At 62.3% G+C, this 20,577-nt stretch carries 16 protein-coding genes, 2 pseudogenes and 1 riboswitch; of the genes and pseudogenes, 10 read left to right on the top strand and 8 right to left on the bottom strand.

All coding sequences use genetic code 11. The annotated features are described in order from the left end of the window. Window positions 1-90: 90 nt before the first annotated feature. The 5 genes and pseudogenes from QFZ42_RS09490 (at window position 91) to QFZ42_RS09475 (ending at window position 6,362) form a co-directional block, all read left to right on the top strand. On the top strand, window positions 91-441 hold the full coding sequence (locus QFZ42_RS09490; RefSeq protein WP_307700719.1) for a hypothetical protein: 351 nt from the start codon (window positions 91-93) through the stop codon (window positions 439-441). Between the two features lie 171 nt (window positions 442-612). Beyond that, a complete protein-coding gene (locus QFZ42_RS09485) occupies window positions 613-1,299 on the top strand; it encodes a hypothetical protein (RefSeq protein ID WP_307700718.1) in 687 nt (228 codons plus the stop codon). A 931-nt stretch (window positions 1,300-2,230) separates the two neighbouring features. Then, window positions 2,231-2,350: pseudogene (locus tag QFZ42_RS28315) on the top strand (ESPR domain-containing protein); the annotation flags it as partial. Window positions 2,351-2,368: 18 nt separating this feature from the next. Beyond that, window positions 2,369-5,482 carry a YadA-like family protein gene (locus QFZ42_RS09480; protein WP_307700717.1) on the top strand — a complete coding sequence of 1,038 codons (3,114 nt, stop codon included), beginning with the start codon at window positions 2,369-2,371 and terminating at the stop codon, window positions 5,480-5,482. 31 nt (window positions 5,483-5,513) lie between these two features. Beyond that, window positions 5,514-6,362: an OmpA family protein gene (locus tag QFZ42_RS09475; protein ID WP_307700716.1), complete on the top strand. Its 849-nt coding sequence runs from the start codon at window positions 5,514-5,516 to the stop codon at window positions 6,360-6,362. A gap of 60 nt (window positions 6,363-6,422) precedes the next feature. Here QFZ42_RS09475 and QFZ42_RS09470 read toward each other — a convergent pair whose 3' ends face one another. Next, window positions 6,423-6,608 carry a hypothetical protein gene (locus tag QFZ42_RS09470; RefSeq protein ID WP_307700715.1) on the bottom strand — a complete coding sequence of 62 codons (186 nt, stop codon included), beginning with the start codon at window positions 6,606-6,608 and terminating at the stop codon, window positions 6,423-6,425. Between the two features lie 1,096 nt (window positions 6,609-7,704). Between QFZ42_RS09470 and QFZ42_RS09465 the strand changes: the two genes are divergently transcribed. Next, entirely contained in the window at window positions 7,705-8,103 is a 399-nt protein-coding gene (locus QFZ42_RS09465) for a hypothetical protein (protein WP_307700714.1), read from the top strand. 227 nt (window positions 8,104-8,330) lie between these two features. Here the strand turns inward: QFZ42_RS09465 and QFZ42_RS09460 are convergent, their stop codons facing one another. Together QFZ42_RS09460 and QFZ42_RS09455 are read right to left on the bottom strand one after the other, a co-directional pair. Next, window positions 8,331-8,945, bottom strand: coding sequence for a Crp/Fnr family transcriptional regulator (locus QFZ42_RS09460; RefSeq protein ID WP_307700713.1), 615 nt, complete (start codon window positions 8,943-8,945; stop codon window positions 8,331-8,333). Window positions 8,946-9,180: 235 nt separating this feature from the next. After that, complete coding sequence (locus QFZ42_RS09455; protein ID WP_307700712.1) at window positions 9,181-9,921, bottom strand: Crp/Fnr family transcriptional regulator; 741 nt, start codon at window positions 9,919-9,921, stop codon at window positions 9,181-9,183. A 179-nt stretch (window positions 9,922-10,100) separates the two neighbouring features. Here QFZ42_RS09455 and QFZ42_RS09450 point away from each other — a divergent pair, with 179 nt between their 5' ends. Beyond that, on the top strand, window positions 10,101-10,292 hold the full coding sequence (locus QFZ42_RS09450; protein WP_307700711.1) for a hypothetical protein: 192 nt from the start codon (window positions 10,101-10,103) through the stop codon (window positions 10,290-10,292). Window positions 10,293-10,375: 83 nt separating this feature from the next. Continuing rightward, window positions 10,376-11,619 (top strand): IS3 family transposase gene (locus QFZ42_RS09445; protein WP_307704204.1). Its coding sequence is split into 2 segments (ribosomal slippage): window positions 10,376-10,673 and window positions 10,673-11,619, totalling 1,245 coding nucleotides; the frame shifts between segments, so codons are not numbered across the junction. Between the two features lie 579 nt (window positions 11,620-12,198). On the opposite strand, the gene QFZ42_RS09440 is transcribed toward QFZ42_RS09445, so the two are convergent. The 5 genes from QFZ42_RS09440 to QFZ42_RS09420 all read right to left on the bottom strand — a co-directional run bounded on the left by QFZ42_RS09440 (window position 12,199) and on the right by QFZ42_RS09420 (window position 17,068). Then, window positions 12,199-12,825, bottom strand: a complete 627-nt coding sequence (locus QFZ42_RS09440; protein WP_307704203.1) for a Csu type fimbrial protein — start codon at window positions 12,823-12,825, stop codon at window positions 12,199-12,201. A gap of 105 nt (window positions 12,826-12,930) precedes the next feature. Further along, window positions 12,931-13,022: riboswitch (cyclic di-GMP riboswitch) on the bottom strand. Window positions 13,023-13,418: 396 nt separating this feature from the next. Continuing rightward, window positions 13,419-13,877, bottom strand: a complete 459-nt coding sequence (locus QFZ42_RS09435) for a Csu type fimbrial protein (RefSeq protein ID WP_307700710.1) — start codon at window positions 13,875-13,877, stop codon at window positions 13,419-13,421. Beyond that, window positions 13,874-16,234: a fimbria/pilus outer membrane usher protein gene (locus tag QFZ42_RS09430; RefSeq protein ID WP_307700709.1), complete on the bottom strand. Its 2,361-nt coding sequence runs from the start codon at window positions 16,232-16,234 to the stop codon at window positions 13,874-13,876. The genes QFZ42_RS09435 and QFZ42_RS09430 overlap by 4 nt, the downstream gene beginning before the upstream one ends. Next, window positions 16,218-16,940 (bottom strand): fimbrial biogenesis chaperone, encoded by a 723-nt coding sequence (locus tag QFZ42_RS09425; RefSeq protein ID WP_307700708.1) that lies wholly within the window; start codon window positions 16,938-16,940, stop codon window positions 16,218-16,220. The genes QFZ42_RS09430 and QFZ42_RS09425 overlap by 17 nt, the downstream gene beginning before the upstream one ends. Continuing rightward, window positions 16,940-17,068, bottom strand: a complete 129-nt coding sequence (locus tag QFZ42_RS09420; protein WP_307700707.1) for a hypothetical protein — start codon at window positions 17,066-17,068, stop codon at window positions 16,940-16,942. Before QFZ42_RS09420 ends, QFZ42_RS09425 begins: the two co-directional genes overlap by 1 nt. A 1,093-nt stretch (window positions 17,069-18,161) precedes the next feature. Here QFZ42_RS09420 and QFZ42_RS09415 point away from each other — a divergent pair. Then, window positions 18,162-18,992 (top strand): GGDEF domain-containing protein, encoded by an 831-nt coding sequence (locus tag QFZ42_RS09415; protein ID WP_307700706.1) that lies wholly within the window; start codon window positions 18,162-18,164, stop codon window positions 18,990-18,992. Next, a pseudogene (locus QFZ42_RS09410) lies at window positions 18,907-20,025 on the top strand (putative bifunctional diguanylate cyclase/phosphodiesterase). The gene QFZ42_RS09415 and the pseudogene QFZ42_RS09410 overlap by 86 nt, the downstream one beginning before the upstream one ends. Window positions 20,026-20,577 lie beyond the last annotated feature (552 nt).

Here is a 20,577-nt window from a genome sequence, read left to right as displayed (position 1 = left end):
GCGAGGATGTCAACATTCGCCAGTCTTCTGGAAATTCTTCTCCTTGTGATCACCTTTCGCGCTGCACCATAGCCGCTACGATTTCTGTCCATGACCAAAGAGATTGCCCACCTCCCCGCGGCGAGCTGCACACAGCTGCTTGAGGCCCTGCGCTCATTGGGATGGAGGTTCGAGCATCCCATCAGCGCCAAGATCACGGGCTGGAGCAATCAAGGCGAGGAGATCGGCCTGATATCGCCAGAAGAAGCCTTCGCTTTTCTTGCAGCGGCGGTTGGACATGGTGTCCAGCTTTGGGCGGCACCGGAAAAAGAACTATTTCTCAGCTGCGGAAAGACGCTGCAGATCTACTTCGATGGATTTGCTCCAGAGGAAAGCGCAACGCTGCAAACTGCGCTGCGAGCCCGAGGATTGAAGTTGGACGCGGCCTGCGACAGCAGCTAGAACATGGATGCCTTGAGCGCCGCAAAAACACCGCAGACGGTGGGCCGGGTACGAGTGCCCATAACGGGTTTCCGCATGCGAGCGGATTGCAGGTCTGCATCGGGCTCTTGCACCGACTTTGCTTGAGGCTACAGTCGCCAAGACGAACATTCATCCCCATTTCTTGAAAATATGCTGCGCAGCGAACCCCTCCAGCGATGGTGGCCGACCACCCAATCATTGGACTTGGTGCGAGGAACGGCGCCCCAAGTGGCGGCAGCGGTAGAGGCGGAAGTAACCCGCTTCGTTCGCGGTGAGACGTTGACGAAGGCTTGGTTCCACTACGCCGATTTGGACGCGGCGTTTGGAGCGGCCACAGAATTTGCGAACGTGCCGACCCACCTCCTGGTTCTGCCCACGCACTCTGATTGGACCGTCCTCTGGAACAACAGCTTTCTCTGCAGCGGCTACGACTCGCTTTGCTTTTGCGTCACCGCCAATCACGGTCTGACCACCATCCACTGGGACGCCCACGATTCAACGACGACGACTCAGCCTGGTGCAGCGTTCACACATCGAAGCTTGGTAAAGGCGACTGTGGTCGAGCGGTCGGTGTATGCAGCGCAGGAAGACGGGAAGTGGCTTTTCGGTGAAGTGGGCTCGCCTTTGCCCCAGGAAGACGCCGGCTCTTACCTAGCCCGGAGCAAACGCGACCGTCTTAACGAATCGCTGATGGCGAGCCTTCTCGAAAGGTTCGGAGCCGCGCCATGGAACGAGGGGTTCTACGCGCTGTCAGAGCAGCCGTGCTTCGTCCTGCAACGATTGGGGGCGCCGACAACAATCATTCGGCGGCCACGGTCCGCAGTCGTCGAGGCCTAGAGCAACTGGCCGCATTGGGAGGACCACGAGCGTCTCTTTGGTTAAGGCTTGTCCAACACCCGCCCTCAAGCCCCGATCGGGCTTGACGCCTTCGTGTCGCACGGGCATGTGTCGAACAACCCTAGCTCCGGCAGACTTCCCTGGCCCGCAGGGACCGACAACCCTGCGCGGCTGAGCACGGCATGTGCCATGCCGTGCAGCCGCAACAGGCTGTCCCGAAGTCCGCCCCGCCCTTTCGCACGCGCGCCGCGCTCAGCAGTGCTGTCGTGTAGTAGCTACTCTGCGTACGCGTCGGCGCCGCCCGGTCTCAGCCGGCGATAGGCCGTGACGATGGTGGCGTCTAGATTGCTCATGTGCCTGCTCCTCTCTGGCCGGCGTGCTGCGCCTCGGCCGCCGCTCGTGCGCGCTTGCACGCCTCCCGAAACTGCGACTCCTTGACCCAGGCTCCGGCGGCCGTTTTCGGCCGAGCTGAGCAGGTGACGGCCAATTCCGCACGCCCATGTTCTTCCACATAAGCAACTCTTCTTAACGTCCTAAGCCCTTTTAGCTAAAGCTGGCCGTATCTCCCTCGTCTTCATTTGAGTTTTTAGTAACTTTTAATTACCTATTGACGAGGGGTAAAAATTAGAAAATTCCGATCAATAAAAATAATGAAATCGTGAAGAAAGTCACATTCGGATTTTCATTGACTCCAATTCACAACACGAATATTTTCATTGGTTAACAATCTTTTAAGATCGCCTTGGAGAGACGCCATCTCCACCACAAATAGGCAAATAGTTTTACGGATGTTTCAAAGGGTTTTTATGAATAGATGAAGGCCAAATGGATACGAATTGCGTAATCGATGGAATAGCTATTGGCATCAACTGCTCGTTTTCAATTCGCCCAATGCGGCGCAGTCCCCGTAATGATTAATTGAGGAGAAGTAATGAATAAGTCATACCGCAGCATCTGGAATGAAGCACTCGGCGCCTGGGTTGCAGCGTCCGAGATCACGTCGGGGCGGGGCAAGAAGGCCTCGTCGTGCGTACTCGCGGGCGGCCCGGCAGCTGAGGGCGCGCGCGCAGTGGAAAAGTCGACGCTTCTTGCAAGGCTCTCTTTGGCGGCGGTCGCAAGCAGCTGCCGCAGGGATGCCATCGCTTTGGCGGCAGGAATGGCGCTGTTTTCCGGCGCCCATGCCGGACCCCAGGGCGCCGACAGCGGCGTGAACACTGGCGTTGGTGGCGCGATCACCTTCTCTTCGAACATGGCCGGCTTCAATCCGGCCAGAGCGTGGGCGGGGTCGATTGCCATCGGCGCGGGCGCCTTTGCCGACTCTCTGAACGATGTCACCGCGGCCGATGCCGCCGCCAACGGCGGCATTGCCATCGGCAACGGCGCAACCACTGGAACGAACACCGGCAATCGCCAGATTGCACTTGGCGCCAGAGCCACCGCCTTTGGCGTGGACACGCTGGCCTTCGGCACAGAAGCCAACGTTGCCACAGGCGTGACCAATGGCTTGGCTTTCGGTACCGGAGCCAATGTGAGCGGCAACAACAGCATCGCGATCGGGGCCGGGGCCAATGCCACCAACCTCCAAGCCGTTTCCATCGGTTATCAGGCAAACGCGAGCGGGCTGGAAAGCACCGCCCTCGGCTATCTAAGCGTTTCGAAGGGGGTGAACTCAACCGCCTTGGGCAACCAAGTCACAGCAGAGGCCGACGGCAGCATTGCGATTGGTGGCAACTTGTTTCTCGCCGTTGATGCAGCTTCGACAAACGCGGTTGTCATAGGTTCGAATTCGAAAGCGCGGAACGCGGTCTCCGGCGTGGCCATCGGCAACACGGCACTCGCCAGCGCGCAAGACACGCTGGCTTTCGGCAGCGGCGCCAAAGCGACCGGAACCAACGCTATTGCCGTCGGTACGGGCGCGAGCGCCAACGGCCTGCAGTCCATCAGCGTGGGTACGGGCAACATCGTCAACGGCAACAACTCGGGCGCTTTCGGCGATCCGAACACGGTGAACGGCACCGGCTCCTACGCCTTCGGCAACAACAACACCGTCACTGCCAACAACGCCTTTGTAATGGGCAACAACGTGACGGTGCCAACGGGGCTGGACGGCGCGGTGGTGCTGGGCAACGGCTCCGCGGTGGCTGCATCGAATCCGACGGCCAGCACCACGATCCGTGGCGCGATTTACAACTTCGCGGGCGGTACACCGGCTGCGGGGGATGTTGTGAGCGTGGGCGCAGCGGGCGCCGAACGGCAGATCACAAATGTGGCAGCGGGCCGCATCAGCAGCACCAGCACCGATGCGATCAACGGCAGTCAGCTGTATCAGACCAACGCTGCGATCGAGAATCTCGGCGTCACTGTGGAGGCGAACAAGGTCAAGTACTTCAGCGTTGCCTCCACCGGCGGCACCAACGAGATCAACGACGGCGCGAAAGCTGCCAACGCAATTGCGGTAGGCAAGAACACCACGGCCTCCGGCGAGAGCAGTTTCGCCGCGGGCTTCGGCGCCAACGCCACCGGCGTGAATACGGTTGCCGTGGGCACCAACAGTTCGTCTACCGCTCAGCACACGATCGCGATCGGCGTGGGAAGCAACGCCTCCGTTCGCCTTGGCATCGCCATCGGCGGCGCGTCGAACTCCTCAGGCAACGGCGCAATCTCAATCGGCGACGCCTCGGACGCAGTGGGCGACTACAACGTCGCAGTGGGCATGATTTCCCAAGCAACCGGCAAGTCGTTTGCCACCGCGGTGGGCTACGACTCCAAGGCAACCGAAACTGGTTCCACCGCGGTGGGCGTCAGCACCGTCGCCTCGGGCTTTCGTTCGACGGCGCTGGGGCGCCGCGCCCAAGCAACCGGCGAGTACGCGCTGGCGGCCGGCAGCCTGGCACAGGCGACCGGTGCCAGCAGCCTGGCACTGGGTGCCGATACCCAGGCGATGGTGGACGGCTCGGTGGCGCTTGGTAACGGCGCCATTTCCGACCGGGCCGTCGCACCCGCGACCGGCAGCATTCCGGCAGGCAGTTCACTGATCAACTACAACACGACAGACCGAACCCTGCTGGGCGCATTGTCGCTGGGCAGCGGCACCACGTATCGCCAGATCACCAACGTCGCTGACGGAACCCAGTCGCAGGACGCGGTCACGGTGCGGCAACTGTCAGGTGCGCTGCAGTCGTTCGCGGTCACGCCGACGCAGTACTTCCACGCCAACTCGACGGCGGCGGATTCGCTGGCGATCGGAGCGGAGTCGGTGGCAGTCGGCCCGCAGACCGTAGTCAATGGCAACAACGGCGTGGGTATCGGCAACGGCGCCGTGGTGCAGCAGAGCGCGCCCGGCGGCGTTGCGATTGGGCAGGGTGCGACTTCGCACCTGGCGGATTCCATCGCGTTGGGCACGCAGTCATCGGCGGCCGCGGTTCAGGGTATCGCGCTCGGCGCCGGCAGCAACGTGACGCAAGCCGGCGGCGTGGCCTTGGGCGCGGGGTCGGTGGCTGCTACCGGTCCGGGTGTGGCCGGCTATGTGCCGCCGACCGCTACGGATTCGCAGCGCACCGCCATTGGCGCGACCACCAGCACGCTGGCGGCGGTGTCGGTAGGCGATGCGGCCAACGGGCAGTTCCGCCAGATCACCGGCGTGGCCGCCGGCTCGGCTGACAGCGACGCGGTCAATGTATCGCAGCTGCGCGGGGTGCAAGGCACCGTGGCGGTCATCGACCAATCGACAGTCAAGTACGACACCAACCCCGACGGCTCAATCAACTACAACAGCGTGAGCATGGGTGGCAGCAATGCGACTGGCCCGGTCACGGTCCACAACGTGGCGCCCGGCGTGGCCGGTACCGACGCGGTCAACGTGAACCAGCTGAACGCCGGCATCGCCGGGGCCAACGCATACACCGATGCGCGCGTGAACTCCCTGGGCGGCGAGATCCGCAGCATTGCCAAAGACGCCAGCGCAGGCGCCGCCGGTGCGATGGCGATGGCCAACATGCCGCAGGCCTACATCCCGGGCAAGAGCATGGTATCCGCGGGCGTTGCGGGTTTCGACGGCCAGGCTGCGCTTGCACTCGGTGTCTCCAAGTTGTCGGACAACGGCCGCTGGGTCGTGAAGTTCAGCGGCTCGGCCAACTCGCGCGGAAAGATCGGTGTGGCGGCCGGTGCGGGCTTCCATTGGTAAGCCGACGACATCAAAGAGGAACAACATCATCATGAAAACCCAATTCCATCGCTTCTCGGCCGCCGCACTGGGAGCCGCCGCCATTCTGGTTCTGCAGGGCTGTGGCTCGTATGTGAGCAAGGGCATCACCGACGATGGCAAGGCCACGGAAGTGGTCTTCCCCAACGCGGACGGCGACGCCTGGCTCAAGGAAGGCACGTTCCCCAACCTGGACAACCTGCGCGCGGTAGCGCCGGGCATGAGCAAAGACCAGCTCTACGACCTGCTCGGCCGACCGCACTTTCGCGAGGGCTTGGCGAACCCGCGCGAGTGGGACTACATCTTTCATTTTCGCAAGGCCGGCGGCGGTGTGACCACCTGTCAGTACAAGGCGATCTTCGACAAGAACTACAAGGCGCAGACCTTCCATTGGCTGCCCGCCGGTTGCGGCGACGTGCTCGCGGCCCGGCCAGTGCCGGTGGCCGAACGGTTGCCCGCTGCGGCACCACCTGCCGCGCCGCGCAAGATCACGCTCGGCGCCGACGGCCTCTTCCGCTTCGACGGCAGCTCCCTGGCCGATCTGTTGCCCGAGGGCCGGCGCAAACTGGATGCCTTGGTAGGCGACATCAAGAGCAGTGTCAAGTCGGTGGATGCCGTCAGGATCACGGGCCACACAGATCGCCTCGGCAGCAATGCCTACAACAACGCGCTCTCGCTGGCGCGTGCGAACACGGTGCGTGACTATCTGGTGCAAGCCGGCATAGCAGCGCAGAACGTGCAAGTGCAAGGCAAAGGCGAGTCCGAGCCGAAGGTGCAATGCGCGCAGACAGCGCGAGCGGCGCTCATCGATTGCCTGGCGCCGAATCGGCGCGTCGAGATCGAGGTATTCGGAGGAAGCTGAACCTGGGGGGCGGGCCTCATGCAACTGGCCCGCCCTCTCGTCCATACTTAGAACTGGCGATCAGTCATAGCCGCACTTAAAGCCATTGCTATTCACTATTCGCCAAGCGATGACGGCCGCCAGATAGCAGAACCCGGTTTCGATGCGGATGTACGTGAAGTCCGCCACGGCCGGAGAAAGCCATGCTTGGTTCTGCTCGTTCCCAGGCCACGCATCCATCATGAAAGGCACGTTGGCGCTGGCCAAGTAGCCGTTGCCACTACAAGCCCACGGTGCGAAGAACGCCGATCATGGGATGGAGTTGGCGAGCATGTCGACCTCGGCTGCCATTGGCGAGCGCTTCAGAGCCGTCATGAAGGCACGTGGGGGCAAAGATCCGCATCTCCGCCAAGCGCTGCGTGATTTCGTCTAGTTCCGTCTCGTTCGTACGCTCAGGGTCGGCATTGATGATGGTGAACTCTATGCGAGCGGCCCAGGCAGAACTCCAATCCCGCTGTGCGTGACCGGATCGAGCCGCAACTTAGCACGGCAAGAAGCCTTCCACTGAAGCCCCCCGCGCGGCTGAGCTTCCATCCCCTCAAATAAACAGCGCGTAAAGGAACATATGAGCGCAGCATACGCAGGACGAGCAAGCGCCAGAAGTCGCTTCTCATCACTCCGCTAAGGGAACAAATGACGAACCGGAATACTGAAGTTGGACAGGCGATCCAATCACTGGAAATCATCGCCCAAGACGTAGCGACGAGCTTCCACGAGCTTGTCAATTTGACGGATCCCGCTGCCCCCGCGAGGCCCTTGGACTCGGTCGGCGTTTTGGTACTGGACAGTGACCTTCGCAATGCGTTCGGATTGGTTGCAAGAATCAACCGCCTCTCCAACCATCTGAGATGGCTGCAGGCGACGGTGGACCGCGCGACACGCCGCGCCGGCCGTCGTCTCGCCAAAAACCGAAAGTCCGTCGCACCGGATCCCGGCGCAACCCTTCATTAGGCGCCTCATTCAGGCGTGAAAGAGAAGGAGGACAGCGGCAAAGGCAGCAATGCCACCGCTTGGAACCACACGATTCACAACCAAGGCGACCACAGGCGATTTTGGGACTGAGAGTCCTCGTCGCTCGACAAACCTCCGCTCCATTCGCTTCAGCAGGCCTTGGGGGGGTCGCCCTTTGCGCCGCGAGGGGCTCCTTGCGCCGCCACATTGTTCAAGCCGCATTGAGCGGACTAGGCGCTCTCGCCAGGTGCCGCCTTTCAAGCCCGCTATGTGAGTCTCCGCACAGACACGACCGGTGATCGGGGCTAGAAGCGAAAGACCAGCTTGGCGCTGCGCTCCCTCCTGGGCCCACATGATCTACTCCGCTCTCACTGGCTTTCCTCATCATCTCGGGTCCCTGCCGCTGTCGACGGAGCTGCCACCCATCCGCGGTCGTGACGAAATCGAAGATTGGTCCGACCTGCTGAAAGCTCTCACGGCCCGGCTGCGCTCGGCGGTAGGCGCCGAGGCTGCCGACGCGCCGGCCGAAAGCAGCTCCCGCTTGCAGCAAGTGGTGCTGGAGTGCGCGGGCGACCTCGACATTCTGTACATGGCACTTCGCGCGCGAGACGCGCCGCGCCACCGGCCTGGCCCAGGCGTGGGACAGGTGATCGCGGACTTCGGTGAATCGCTGGGGTACGCGCCAATCGTGGTTAAAGGCAAGCCGTGGTGGGGCAAGCGCCCGGCTGTCTTCTCCAAGATCTTCGGCTGAAGACGCAGCCCGGGCCAGCGACCGGCTGCTTGCCCACCGCGTCCCTGTCATGAGGCAGGAGGACGACATGCCAAAAGATTGCCGGCGGGTGCTGAATGCTTCCAAACGGCGCCCTCGTAGACGCTGGATCAGCTCCGCGGCGCTGCTGACGAGTGAATCTCCGAGCGCCCGTGAGTTGCGCGGGTGCAACTCGCGCAGGCCAAGAGAGTTTCTCCAGCCGGCGCATGTCAGCAGATCAGTTCGGCATAGCTGCGTCGGTTGGCGCGATAGCAGTCGCAGGCGGCGTTTTCCAGCCCCAGGCGATCCGTGATGGTGATGACACCGCGGCGGTAGTCGATCAGGTGGCGCGCATGCAGCGCCGTGGCAGCATTGGTGATGCCGACCCGGCGCACGCCCAGCATGCGGCCCAGCACTTCGTGCGTGAGTGCCAAGTGCGCCGAATGCGCGCAGTCTTGCGTGGTGAGCAGCCAGCGCGCGAGGCGCTCTTCGATCTGGTGGAACTGGTGGCACAGGCCCAAGCGGCCGAACTCGGTCAGCAGCGCGCAGACATAGCGATGGAGCACGCGCTTCAGATGAGCGCTCTCCAACAGTTCTTGCTCGAGCGCCTGCGCGGTGAGCCGCCATGCCAATCCAGAGCCTTGGACCAGCGTGCGCAGCGGCGAACGCTGCACGCCCAGCGACAGCTCATACCCCAGCGCGCCTTCGTTGCCAACCATGCCGGTCTGCAGGCCGTCGTGGCCATCGGCCGTGGACACCAGCGACACAAAGGCGCTGGTGGGAAAGTGGATGTGCAGGATTGCGTCGCCTGGTTCGTACAGCACTTGGGGTGCTGTCAACTCCACGGTGTCACAGCGCGTCAGGAGGCGTTCACGGTCAGCGGGCGGCAGCGCTTCAACCAATCGATTGAGTGCGGGAGCGGTCGAGTCTGAAGTCACGCAACCGCCTGTTGAAAAGAGGAAAAAGCCAGAGTCGTACGCGGGGATGCCACACCTGCGCATGCATTGTTGCCGACCGATCCAGAGCGATATGTGCGCCTGCGCACCCAGCACAAATTGCAGGTGCGAGGACGGCGCCAGTTCAGGGAGGCGGCCGGTGCGGCAGCAGCCGGTCCGTCTCGCGCTTGACGACTTGGTAGCACTCGCACACCTGGCGTTCGAGTCCCGGCCGATCGAGTACGGTGATATGCCCGCGTGCGTACTTGATCAGGTTCAGACGCTGCAGTTTGCCCGCGGCCTCGGTCACCCCCTCGCGCCGCACGCCGAGCATGTTGGCGATGAGTTCCTGCGTCATCACCAATTCGCTGCCTGGGAGGCGATCCAGGCTCAGCAGCAGCCAGCGGCACAGTTGCTGTTCCAGTGAATGATGGCGATTGCAAACGGCGGTTTGCGACATCTGCGTGATCAGCGACTGCGTGTAGCGCAGCAAAAGCTGCAGCAACGGCCCGCCTTGCTGGGTCAGGCTCTTGATGTGGGTCGCGCTCAGTCGAAAGGCATGACCTGCGCTTTGCACGACCGCGCGATTGGGCGTGCTGCCCCCTCCCATCAGGAGCGACACGCCAACCATGCCTTCGAAGCCAACGACTGCGATCTCGGCAGATTGCCCATTCTCCAGCACGTAGAGCAACGAAACGATGCATTCGGTCGGGAAATACACGTGTTCTTGGACGACGCCCGACTCATAGAGCACTTCCCCGAGACGCAGCGGCACCTGTTCGAGATACGGCTCCATGCGGACCATCACCTCGGGAGGAATGGCAGCCAGAAGACCGTTGCGTGCGGCAGCCGCTTGCAACGAAGACGAACGCGGAGGCAAGACCATGGCGGGAAGCGGCTTCCAAAGTTCTCATGATTCTGCGACCAGTGACATGGCGTCTGTACGGTGGCGCACAAAGCGAGTCAACTTTTATTTTTGACGCTAGGTGCGCTGGCGAACAGTGGTGTCTCAATTTTGTGACTAGCGTGGGCACCATCACCTTCGCCTTAGAGAGAAAGACTCGGATGGCCAAACTCGTCATGCTCACAGCGACCGTAACCCTACGCTTACCCTCTGATATCGAATCGGCCGAGGAATTGGCGGCGCTGCGCTTTGCCGGCATTCCCATGGATGGGGACGGCTATGCAGAGTCTGGCTACCTGTTTGTCAGGCTGACAAAGAGCCAGCACAACATCTTGAGCTGGCCCCTTGAATGACAGGACACGGTCTATCGCTTATCTTTAAAGATAGGAGTAGGACTGTGAGTACGACTAGGAATACGGATACCGTCGAAGTGATCATGAGGGACCAGCGCCGCAGGCGCTGGTCCCTTGCAGAGAAGGCCGCACTGGTTCGTCGAAGCTACGAACCTGGCATGAGCGTGTCGCTCGTCGCACGTCAGGAAGGCGTTGCCGCCAGCCTGCTGTTCCAGTGGCGCAAGCTGGAGCGGCAAGGGGCGCTGACGGCTGTATCGGCGGGCGAGGCTGTGGTGCCGGCTTCGGAACTGGCAGCCGCTCGTGCCGAGATCGCCAAGCTACAGCGCGTGCTTGGCAAGAAGACGCTGGAGAACGAGATCCTCAAGGAAGTTGTGGAGTACGCCGCCGAAAAAAAGTGGATTGCGCGCTCGCCCTTGCTGGACGGGGACGGCCAGTGAAGGCCGTCTGCCAAGTCCTTGGATTGGCGCGCTCGAACATTCATCGCTTGCAAGCTCGCCCCGAGTCCTGGATCGACGCCCGGACACGACGCACGGCGCCTGCAAGCGCCGTGGCCTTGCTCGACGAGATCAAGGCCCAGATCACCGAGTTGCCGACCTATGGCTACCGGCGTGCCTGCGCGTTGGTGAACCGGCATCGAGCCACCATCGGTGCGCCGCGAGTGAACGCCAAGCGCGTCTACCGCGTGATGTCGGGCCATGCGTTGCTGTTGCCGAAGGCGCCGAGGCGGCGCCAGTCCAGCCGGCCCCATGAGGGCAAGGTGGCCGTCGCGCACAGCGACATGCGCTGGTGCTCGGACGGCTTCGAGATCAAGTGCGACTCGGGGCAGACCGTGACCGCGACCTTCACCAAGGACTGCTGCGACCGCGAGATCCTGGCCTTCCGGGCATGGGAGGGCAAAGGGCTGCCGGGCGAGCCGGTGCGTGAGATGCTCATCGAGGCCGTGGAGAAGCGCTTCGGCGACATCGAGGGCGTCCCCGAGACTCACGCCTTGGAGTTCCTCTCGGACAACGGAGGCGCGTACATCGCGGCCGAGACCCGGCAGATCGCTCGACAACTGGGCTTGAAGCCGGTCAACACGCCCGTGTGCAGCCCGCAGAGCAACGGCATGGCTGAGAGCTTCGTGAACACGTTCAAGCGCGATTACGTCAGCCGCATGGACCTTGTCGACGCGAGAACGGTGATGGCGCAGATGGCCGCAGCCTTCGAGCACTTCAATGAGGTGCATCCGCACTCGGCATTGAAGATGAAATCACCCAGGGAGTTCAGGCAGCATCGCGCTGACCACCAGCGCCTTGCTCAGATCGAGCAGACGCTACATTGCGAATAGCCCGTGTCCTGAAATACGGGGGCAAGATCAATCTTTCGATGGTTTGCCGAAGGGCTGGACCGGCAGCCTCCTCGATCTGGCGCTTTCAACCCATGAGGTCATTCACGCACTGAGCCGTGTACGACAGGCCGCGCATCCTTTCACGCTGGGTCCAGGACGTTCACCTTGGCGGAGCATTCGTTCCTCTGCAGCTTCCCTCCTGAGGGGCGGCCCCTCCTGGCTGCTCTCTCTGTGTGCCCTCGTGACTTATCGGCGGGGCTCGGACTCGCCGGGGACATCACCCACGTGGCTTATCACTTGACCTTGCTGCAGGCGGCGTTGGACCGGGCGGCGCGTCGACGGCGCAGCAGCAAAGCGTCGATCGTGCGCGCTGACCGTACTCCGTCTCCGCTTCTTTGACACGAATAGAGCGCCTCGTCCGCGGTCTTTCGCAGTTCCAACGACGTGCGCGATGGTCGACCGCTCGACTTGCCGTGAAGGTCAGGCGCGCCGGACGGACAAAGAAGAAAGTAGCCGACGCTGCTACCTTACGAGGAAAGCGCGAGAAGCAACCCACCTAACTGCGGGGCCGCAGTGACGTCAGAAGGTTACCGTCGCGACTACCGTGTCAAGGTAGGCCCCGGCAGGCGCGAACTGCCCTGCTTCAATCTGCCCGTAAACCGGCATCACAACGGCAATGCCTGTGCCAGTGGTGACCACACCGTCGGTACTTGCAGCACCGACGCCAGGTCCACCGGCCCACACGACTGTCCGGGCAACGTCGCTAAAGAGGTTGTACCGCAGCAACGCCGCCCCTCCGTTGGCCGCCATCTGGCGCAGCGGTGTTCCAGGGGCTGACCCGGTGAATGGCATCAAACCTTCATTCATTTTCACCCGGGCAGTTGCTCCAGCCGTGCAGGTCAAGGTGATCGAACCTGCCCCGTCCTTCGCCGTCCTTGCGACAGCATCGTATGTGCCGAAAGCCATCGGTGAAGCGTTGATGGTACAGGCGTCTGCCACGTTTGCCGATACCGCCATACTGCTACTCTGGGGGCTGGGCTGTGCATAGACACCGGCGCCGGCCAGCACCAAAGCCGAAGCGATGGCTACTTGCAACACGCCACCGTTCGAGACAGAGAATTTCGACTTCATCGTGAACCTTAAGTTGCAGACCGCGCCGTAGCGATTGATCGCCGCGGCATCGGATTTGATCGCGCAAAATTGCACGACCAATACACACAGCACAAACGGTTTGTGCGAGCAACGCACGACTCAAGGGACTGAGAGAAGACGCCAATGAAGAAGGCCGCTGCTCGATTCGGAGCAACTTCGAGTGGCAGCCCCGCTGTCGTAGAACAACCCCTTGTTCTTTAGACCGGAAGCTTTGCATCCCCGCTTTTCAGACGAGTTTGCTGTTTTCAGAGAATCCATGCCTTTTCGTCGGCGCTGGGTGAGAAGTGATCATGTTCTTCTTACGCGAGATTACGCAAGGTCTAACTGGTGGAAAGCGGGCTTTTCGCACGTTTCGACCACACCTCCAAACGCACGTACATACACGGGGCTAGCAAGAGGCGAATCCACCTCGGGTTCTGCACAGTTATGAATGACAAAGAACTCATTATTCTTGAATGGCTAACTCCAAGATTGCACGCGCAGGTGTCGCCATCTCGCCGCTGAGCGCGATGTGACGACACGTTTACCCGCGGTCAGTAGCAGACGAGGGGTTGCTGTCGCGCTCCGATAGGCGGCCGTAGAGCGATTCCAAGCCGGACCGGGTTCGCAACAGAGATGTCAGTCACCCGGTACATCGAGCGGCGCAGTTAGTACTCGACCGTGACGATCAACGTATCTGCGTAGCTGCCGGCGCGCACATTCTGACGCGCGGGGATGCGACCGTAGAGCGGTACCGTTGCCGCAATGTTCGAGGTCGCTGAACCAACGACGCGCGCACTCCCCCCGGTGCCGTCTCCCCATACGATCGCGCGGTTGGGCTCGGTGAAGACGTTGTAGCTCAGGCGGTACGTCCCTGACGCCATCGCGCGATCGAAGCTGCCGCTCACGCCTGCAACGATGGAGATGGTGTAGCTCGTCACCTCATCGCAAGTGATCCGAACGCTGCCGTTGCTGTCGTTGGGCGCTGTGGAAAGCGGCGCATAGGCGCCGAACGCGAGCCCGGTCGTCGACACCGTGCACTGCGCGGCGCTGCTTGGTCCCGAGCCAACGCACAGGCCTAGACAAACCCCGAGGGCGCACAGTCCCCGGCGTGCCGCGCGTTTCATCGCCGGACCCGGTGGCAAACGAATGTGCCGAGGTGCGGCAGCGGATCGGACGTTTCTGGGAAGACCGCCTCAATCGTGCAGCGCTGCTGTCGCCAGCTCAATTCCATCGTGTTTTCCTTCAGAAGATTCGTCAGGTAGATCTCGCCGTGCAGCCCCGCCGGGAACTCCTGCTCGGTCCCGGACACCCGGGCGATCGCGCCTGCGGGCAGCGGGCCGCCATCGTCGAGCAATACCGTCACCAGCCCGCCGCGTGAGCGGCGGACCGGAAATTCCGTTAGGACACCACTGCGATACGCCGGCACGACGTCGAGTGTCAGGGCGTCAACCGTGGCGTCGAGCGGAAGATCCGCCTGCTCGATACCGATCGTGTTGGCCTGATAGGCAAGCAGTCTCGGCACCATCGCTGCACCACTGGAATTCGTGCGCCCTATCAGCTGATTGGCTGCATAAACGCGCACGTCCGCAAAGCCGGGAACCTTCACCACCGAGAAGCTTTCGCTGACGGTGCGGCTTGCAAACGCATCGGTGCCAATCATGGCAAAGCCGCCCGCCACCCCGGCCCGGTAGGCGGCGTTGCCCCCAAAGGTTGAGGCGCCAACCTCGTAGGTTCCGTAGTCGCTTTGCATCAGGACACTGCCCTCACTGCGTGCGCCGTCGCCACTGCCCCTTGTCATGAGGCGGTAGCCAACGCCGGAGCCCGCCGGAAGGTTGCGCTGCACCTGGGCGTACGCATCCCGGTTGTTGCTTCGGGTATTCGTACTCGCGCCGGCGCTCATGCTGGTGGCCTCACCCAGCGCACGGCTGAATGTCAGCGCCACCCGGGTCTGGTGCCCACGCACATCACGCTGCAGTGCGAGCGCGAGTTGACCGACGCGCCCGATAGAAATGTTCCAACTCGCGCTGACAAGTTGTGCCCCGGGCCGTTCGCGAAAATCCTGCTGGATGTAGTTCAGTGCGAACGCACCGCCATTCGGCGTCGCATAGCTGACATAGGTTTGTGCAAGCTTCTTCGGAGTTCTCGGATCCGCCGGCAGGCCCAGTGCGGTGTAGTTGTCGCTGGTCGCCGTGACACTGGCGCCGAAACTTAGCCGTCGAGCCTGGCGCTGAAACCCTACCGAAGCCAGGCCGCCCACACCCTCGCGGCTTCGGCCTGTCGCGACGGAGGCCGTGAACACGCCTGCCGCTGGCCACAGCCAGGCAGCGCCAACGCCGACCGCCTGCCGGTCCCGGGTCACCTCGCCATGCAACTCTCCCGTCAGGGTGTCGCTCAGGCCCCGCCGTTCGGTGGCGACCGCCACGAGGCGGCCGTAATCGGCGCTCGCGCTACCGTAGTTTGAGCGAATCGCACCAACCTCATAGGAAAAGTCGCGAAGCCCCGGCCGAAGCAGTTGCGCGCTGGCATAGAACGGCGTTACCAGGGTTTGTTGGCGTCCCAGCAGGTCACGCACTACAACGCGCGCCTCGCCCATGCCTGTCAGGGCCGGCAGCTGTGGGATGCTGAACGGTCCCGCCAGGACATCGCGTCGCATGCGCAGCGAATCGTTGACATAGATGTCCACCGTCGAGGGCAGTGCCGCTTCACCGGCGAGGCCGGGCATCGGGAAGGTGATGAAGCCCGGCTGCGTCGAGAAGTTGGTGGCGTATTGAAGACCGCCGATGCGAACAGGGCGGCCCCAGCTGCCTGCGCTGCTGATCGTGTCACCTACACGCCAGGTTGCTGCATCGCCAGGGCGATCGAGCGTCCAGGTCGTGCTCAGACGCGTGAAGTCGGTCCGCGTCGTTCTGTTGATCTCACCGTCCATGCCACTGCGTACGACGGCGCTGGTCGCCAGCGAACCCCAAGGACTGAAGGCGACCGCTTCGAAAAGGCCTCCGGAGGTCGTCCGGTGGTTGGCCGACTGTGCAGACAGGTCGTAGTTGAAGAATCCGCCAATCGGCGGCGGCGGCTGTGCCGCTCGCCTGTCGTCCAGCGACATCATGGTCGGAAGGAAGTTGCCTGCCACCGTGTCGATCGCGAGTGTCTGGGTGGCTGGGTCGATGCTCCAGCGCACGCCGGAGATCGCGTCGAGAGACAGAAAGCTTTCGCCTTCGTGGATGACCGGGTTCCCCTGGGGCAGGGCAAAGCGCCAGCGCACCAGGTCGGAGGTCCGTGCCATGACGCGTCCGTCTGGCTCCTGCAACAGCAGCGTGACCGGCTTCATCTCGCCGTTGACACGCACGGCGAGAAAGGTCTCCGTAAGTGTTGGAGCGCCGACGGCAGGTGCACCGGCCAGCGCCGGATGCGCCAGCAGGGAAGCGATCAGCGCGAAAGAGCACGAAAACCGCCGCTGGCTGCGGATGCTACGGCACAACGACATCGGCGCTGACTTCTCCGCGCTCAGTGCTTGCAGAGAGGCGCAGCGTGCTACCCGGCGCCGGCATGGCGCTTCCTTGGATCAGCCACTGACGCTCTTGGCCAGCGTGCACATCGTCTGCGATGGTCTGTCCTGAAACTGCGGCGCCATCGTTCCTCGACAGTGAGACGGACTGGATGCGTGCGTGCAGCGCACCGTGGTTGCGAGCGGCGATGGCGAGCTTGCTGTCGGGTCTTCTCACAAGCTGCCACTGCAGGGCTTGCGCGCTCGGGGTCGCCGGCGTTACGAACACCGGCACGCCAAGCCGCAAGGCGACGCGAGTGCCCACGAAGTCCGGCGGCGGCGGCGGCGGGACTTCGACGAGGTAGAGGCGGTAGCTGAGTTCCGCCCGCGGATCGGATGCGCGGCGCAGTCCCAGCCGCACGATCTGCGTGCCGTGGGGCGGCAGCGTGAAGATGGGGGGTGTGGCGATGAGATCGCGCGTGGGCTCGTAGAGGTCAACACCGTCCCTTTGCGTCCAGCTGGTCGGCTCCAGTTGGATCACCGCCGCCTCAGCACCGCTGTTGCGGATGGCCAGCGCGACGATGGGCGCACCCGCCGTCAGCGTTAAGCGGACCGGATCCACCGAGAAGGATCCGGCCACCGCCGTGCCAATCGCAAAGTACAGGACCGCGAGCGAAGCACCCCAACGTAGGGCGCGTGCCGACATCACAATGTCTCCGTCGAGACCGCTGCATCAGCATAGGTGCCGGCACAAACGTTCTGACCCGCGGCGATCCGTCCGTTGATCAATGCGAAGGCGAGCTTTAAGGCGCTGAGTTCGAGATTGTTTTTCATAAGCTCTCAGAAATACCGAGCTTGGCTTGATTCGGAACCAAGACTGATCCCAAATGAATTAGCTGCGATCAGCTCGCATATTCCAAGCATTGCCCAATCAAAATATCCGTCGGTGATGAAAAGGCCAAAGCAGGCCATGCACCTTTCGGGTGGAAATCGATCGTCCAGCCATTTTGTTCCTCTGATGACGGAGGATCGAGCTAAATTCGAGAAGTGTGATGATTTCCTGGCATCCTTGCGGCGGCAGAGCGAACACGTTTTTCTGCTTACGCTGTATTTACTATCTAAATAGTATTACAGGACAGAATAAGGACATTGATTCGCGCCACCCGTTTGCCGCGCAGGTCGCCCTGAAATGCGCCACGCATCCTTGGCCCGTGCCCATGACGCAGCCTGACGATCTCGATGCTGCTGGCCGACGACAACGAGCGCTACCTGATCTCCCGCTGCTCAACCGCGCGTGATGCTCGAGGTCCGGGCGGGTTCTTTTTCGAAGGCACCGAGATCAACCAATACTGACGGGCGCTCAAGAACATCAAGGTGGACAGCCAACCGCACCGCGGATTCTGCCGGCCGGTGCGCGGCCTGCTCCGCCCGATCCGAAGGCAGCCCGCCTGGAGGCGTAGCACCACGATGAAATCGTCGCCACCGATCATCGAGACCAGAATCCCTCAAATGGCACGCCAACTCGCACCTAGCAAAGAGTCCATCCATATTTCATCGATATTCTTGTGGCACATGAAAACTTTCCATCGCCATTGCACCCGTTTGGCCGCTGGCGGCCGAAAACATAGTTGATACACCGAACCGCTGGATTCCCCTCCTTGCCCGGATCAACGATTCGCGACGAGCCAATTGTTCTTGCGGAGCGACGTCCCCGACGCACTTTGCCAACCATGCCTTGGGATCGAGTCGCAATTGAGCAGATTCCCGACCGGCCTTCGTCGTGGAGAAGAGCCCGTAGCCTGCGAGCAGAGATCGCACTCGGATTCGCCGTCGTTATCGCGCTGATGCCCGCGTCGACATCGCCTTTCTTCTCATCGAACAGCGTTCCGCGGCGGCCATCGACAAGCTGCTGAACAGCGACAACCGGATGGTGAATCTGAGCCTGCGCAGTTCGCTGGCGATGTCCAAGGCACGCGAGGCTGAGAGCGAACTCCTGCTGTCCTCGGACCGGCCCGCGTTGGCCGAGGCGAGCGAGAGTGCTCTGCCGGCCGTACAGAGCCATTTGCGGGACATGCGGGAGGACCTCGCCAGCCTTCGAAACATCTTGACCGATCCGCGCATCACAGACCAGGTCGAGCGGATCGAGGCCCAGGCGCGGCAATACGAGAGCGGAGTTCTCGCGCTCATCGCGCAGCACGGCAAGGAAGATCGCCCAGGCTCGGCGCACGAGGTTCGCCAAAGTCGCGACACGGCAGTCGCCATCGAGTCGTCGTTGGAGGCGTTGCACGCCGCGGCGGCAAGCCGCGCGCTTCAAACGCGCAACGACGTCGAACGCGCAGCCCAATTTTCGCGTTGGGCCGTGATCGCCATCATGGCCTTTACCACCCTTGTAGGCATTGTGCTCGCCCGGATCATCAACCAGATGGCCGCGTCGATCGAGAACTTCAATGCGCAGTTGGAAAGCAGCACCGACACCTTGAAGTACCAAGCCACCCACGACGCGCCGACGGGGCTGCCGAACCGCGCCTTGCTGGAGGATCGCCTCAAGCAGGCCATCTCGTATGCAGATCGATACGGTCGGCTGATGACGGTGGTGTTCATCAACCTCGACGGCTTCAAAGCTGGTCAACGACAGCCTTGGCCACAAGGCCGGGGACGAATTGCTGAAGTTCGTGGCCGAACGCATGAGGCAGTGCCTGCGCAGCGTGGACACGGTCGCGCGAACGGGCGGCGACGAATTCGTGATCATCCTGTATGACCAGCCCGGAGACGGAACGGACGTCACGCCGGCGCTGCAAAGAATTCTGAAGACCGTTGCGCTGCCGATCCGCATCGCGGGCCAAGAGCTCCAAGTGACCGGGAGCCTGGGCGTGGCCGCCTATCCTGCGGATGGGACCGACGCCGACGCCTTGCTCGTGAACGCCGAAGCCGCGATGTCCCGCGGCAAGGCGTCGGGGCGCAACAACTTCCAGTTCTATGCAGCCGAGATGAACGGCACGATCCGCGACAAGCTCGCCATGTGCGAAGGCTTGCGCAATGCCATTGCGCGAGGCGAGTTCCACCTCGTGTACCAGCCTCAGGCCCAGATGACATCGGGACAGGTGACGGGCGTGGAGGCCCTGATCCGTTGGCAGCATCCGGAGCGCGGCCTGATACCGCCGGCGCAATTCATTCCCCTGGCGGAAGAGACCGGCCTCATCGTTCCCATCGGCGAATGGGTGCTGCGCACCGCCTGCTTCCAGAACAAGGCCTGGCAGGACGCCGGTCTGCCGGCCTTCAGCGTCGCGGTCAACGTGTCGGCGCGGCAGTTCAGGGAGCAGAGCTTGATCGAACAGGTGACCCGGGCACTTGAGGACAGCGGGCTCGAAGCCCGGTTCCTCGAACTGGAGTCAACCGAAAGCCTGGTCATGGAAGATCTCGAGAAAGCCCTGCTGTCGATGAAGGCACTGCAAGCGACGGGCGTGCAGCTTGCCACCGACGACTTCGGCACCGGCTATTCAAGCCTGAGCGCACTCAAGCGCTTTCCCATCGCCAGGCTCTAGATCGACCAGTCTTTCGTGCGCGACGTTCCCGGCGACGAAGAGGACAAGACGATTGTCAAGGCGATCATCTCCCTGGGGCACGAGCTCGACCTCCAGGTCATCGCCGAAGACGTCGAGACCGAGAGGCAGCTGGATTTCTGCGCGCCAACGGTTGCGATGAGATGCAGGGCTACCTCTTCAGCCATGCCGTCTTGCCCGCGGAACTCGAGGCCCTGCTCAAGTCTTTCCCAGATGGAGTCAGCCGCATGAACTCGTAGCTGACTTATGGCGCTGCGACGACAGGACTTGGCCATCAGAGTTTTCGTTGAACAAGCGGGCACGAAAAAGCCCGCGCGAGGCGGGCTTGGAGATTTGGTCGTCAACTCTCACGCGGTCCACGGTTACGGCAAATTTTCACTTGCGGATGCCACCTGTTGTTTTTCTCGTCGTAGTGACTTCGACGCGCCGGTGTGAGATTCGGCATGACCGGCCAGTCATCATCCAAATCAAGTTCAGGCGAGGTTTGGTTGCATCAGGGCCGAGAGGTCACTCTTGCCTCGGGGTTCAAGCGCTTTGTGGCTTGCTGCGGTGGCTGGTGAGCGCCGTTCGTCCCATCCAGGTGATCCGTGCCACTTGGGCTCGCCTGCTCCCGTTGGCGGCTGCCGTGATCGTGGCGTCGAGGTAGCTCACGGCGCACAGCAACTCGATGCATCTGATCCTGGCCCGATCAGCTTCCTCCATGGGAAAGCTCGTGTGCTCAATTTCTTGGAGATATTCGATGGGCAACACGGCGGAGGTTCCAAGCTCTCGAATGAGCACGTT

Origin of the sequence: Variovorax paradoxus (genome assembly GCF_030815855.1) — a bacterium.
Lineage (GTDB): Bacteria > Pseudomonadota > Gammaproteobacteria > Burkholderiales > Burkholderiaceae_C > Variovorax > Variovorax paradoxus_M.
This window is presented reverse-complemented; position numbering and strand designations above follow the sequence as displayed.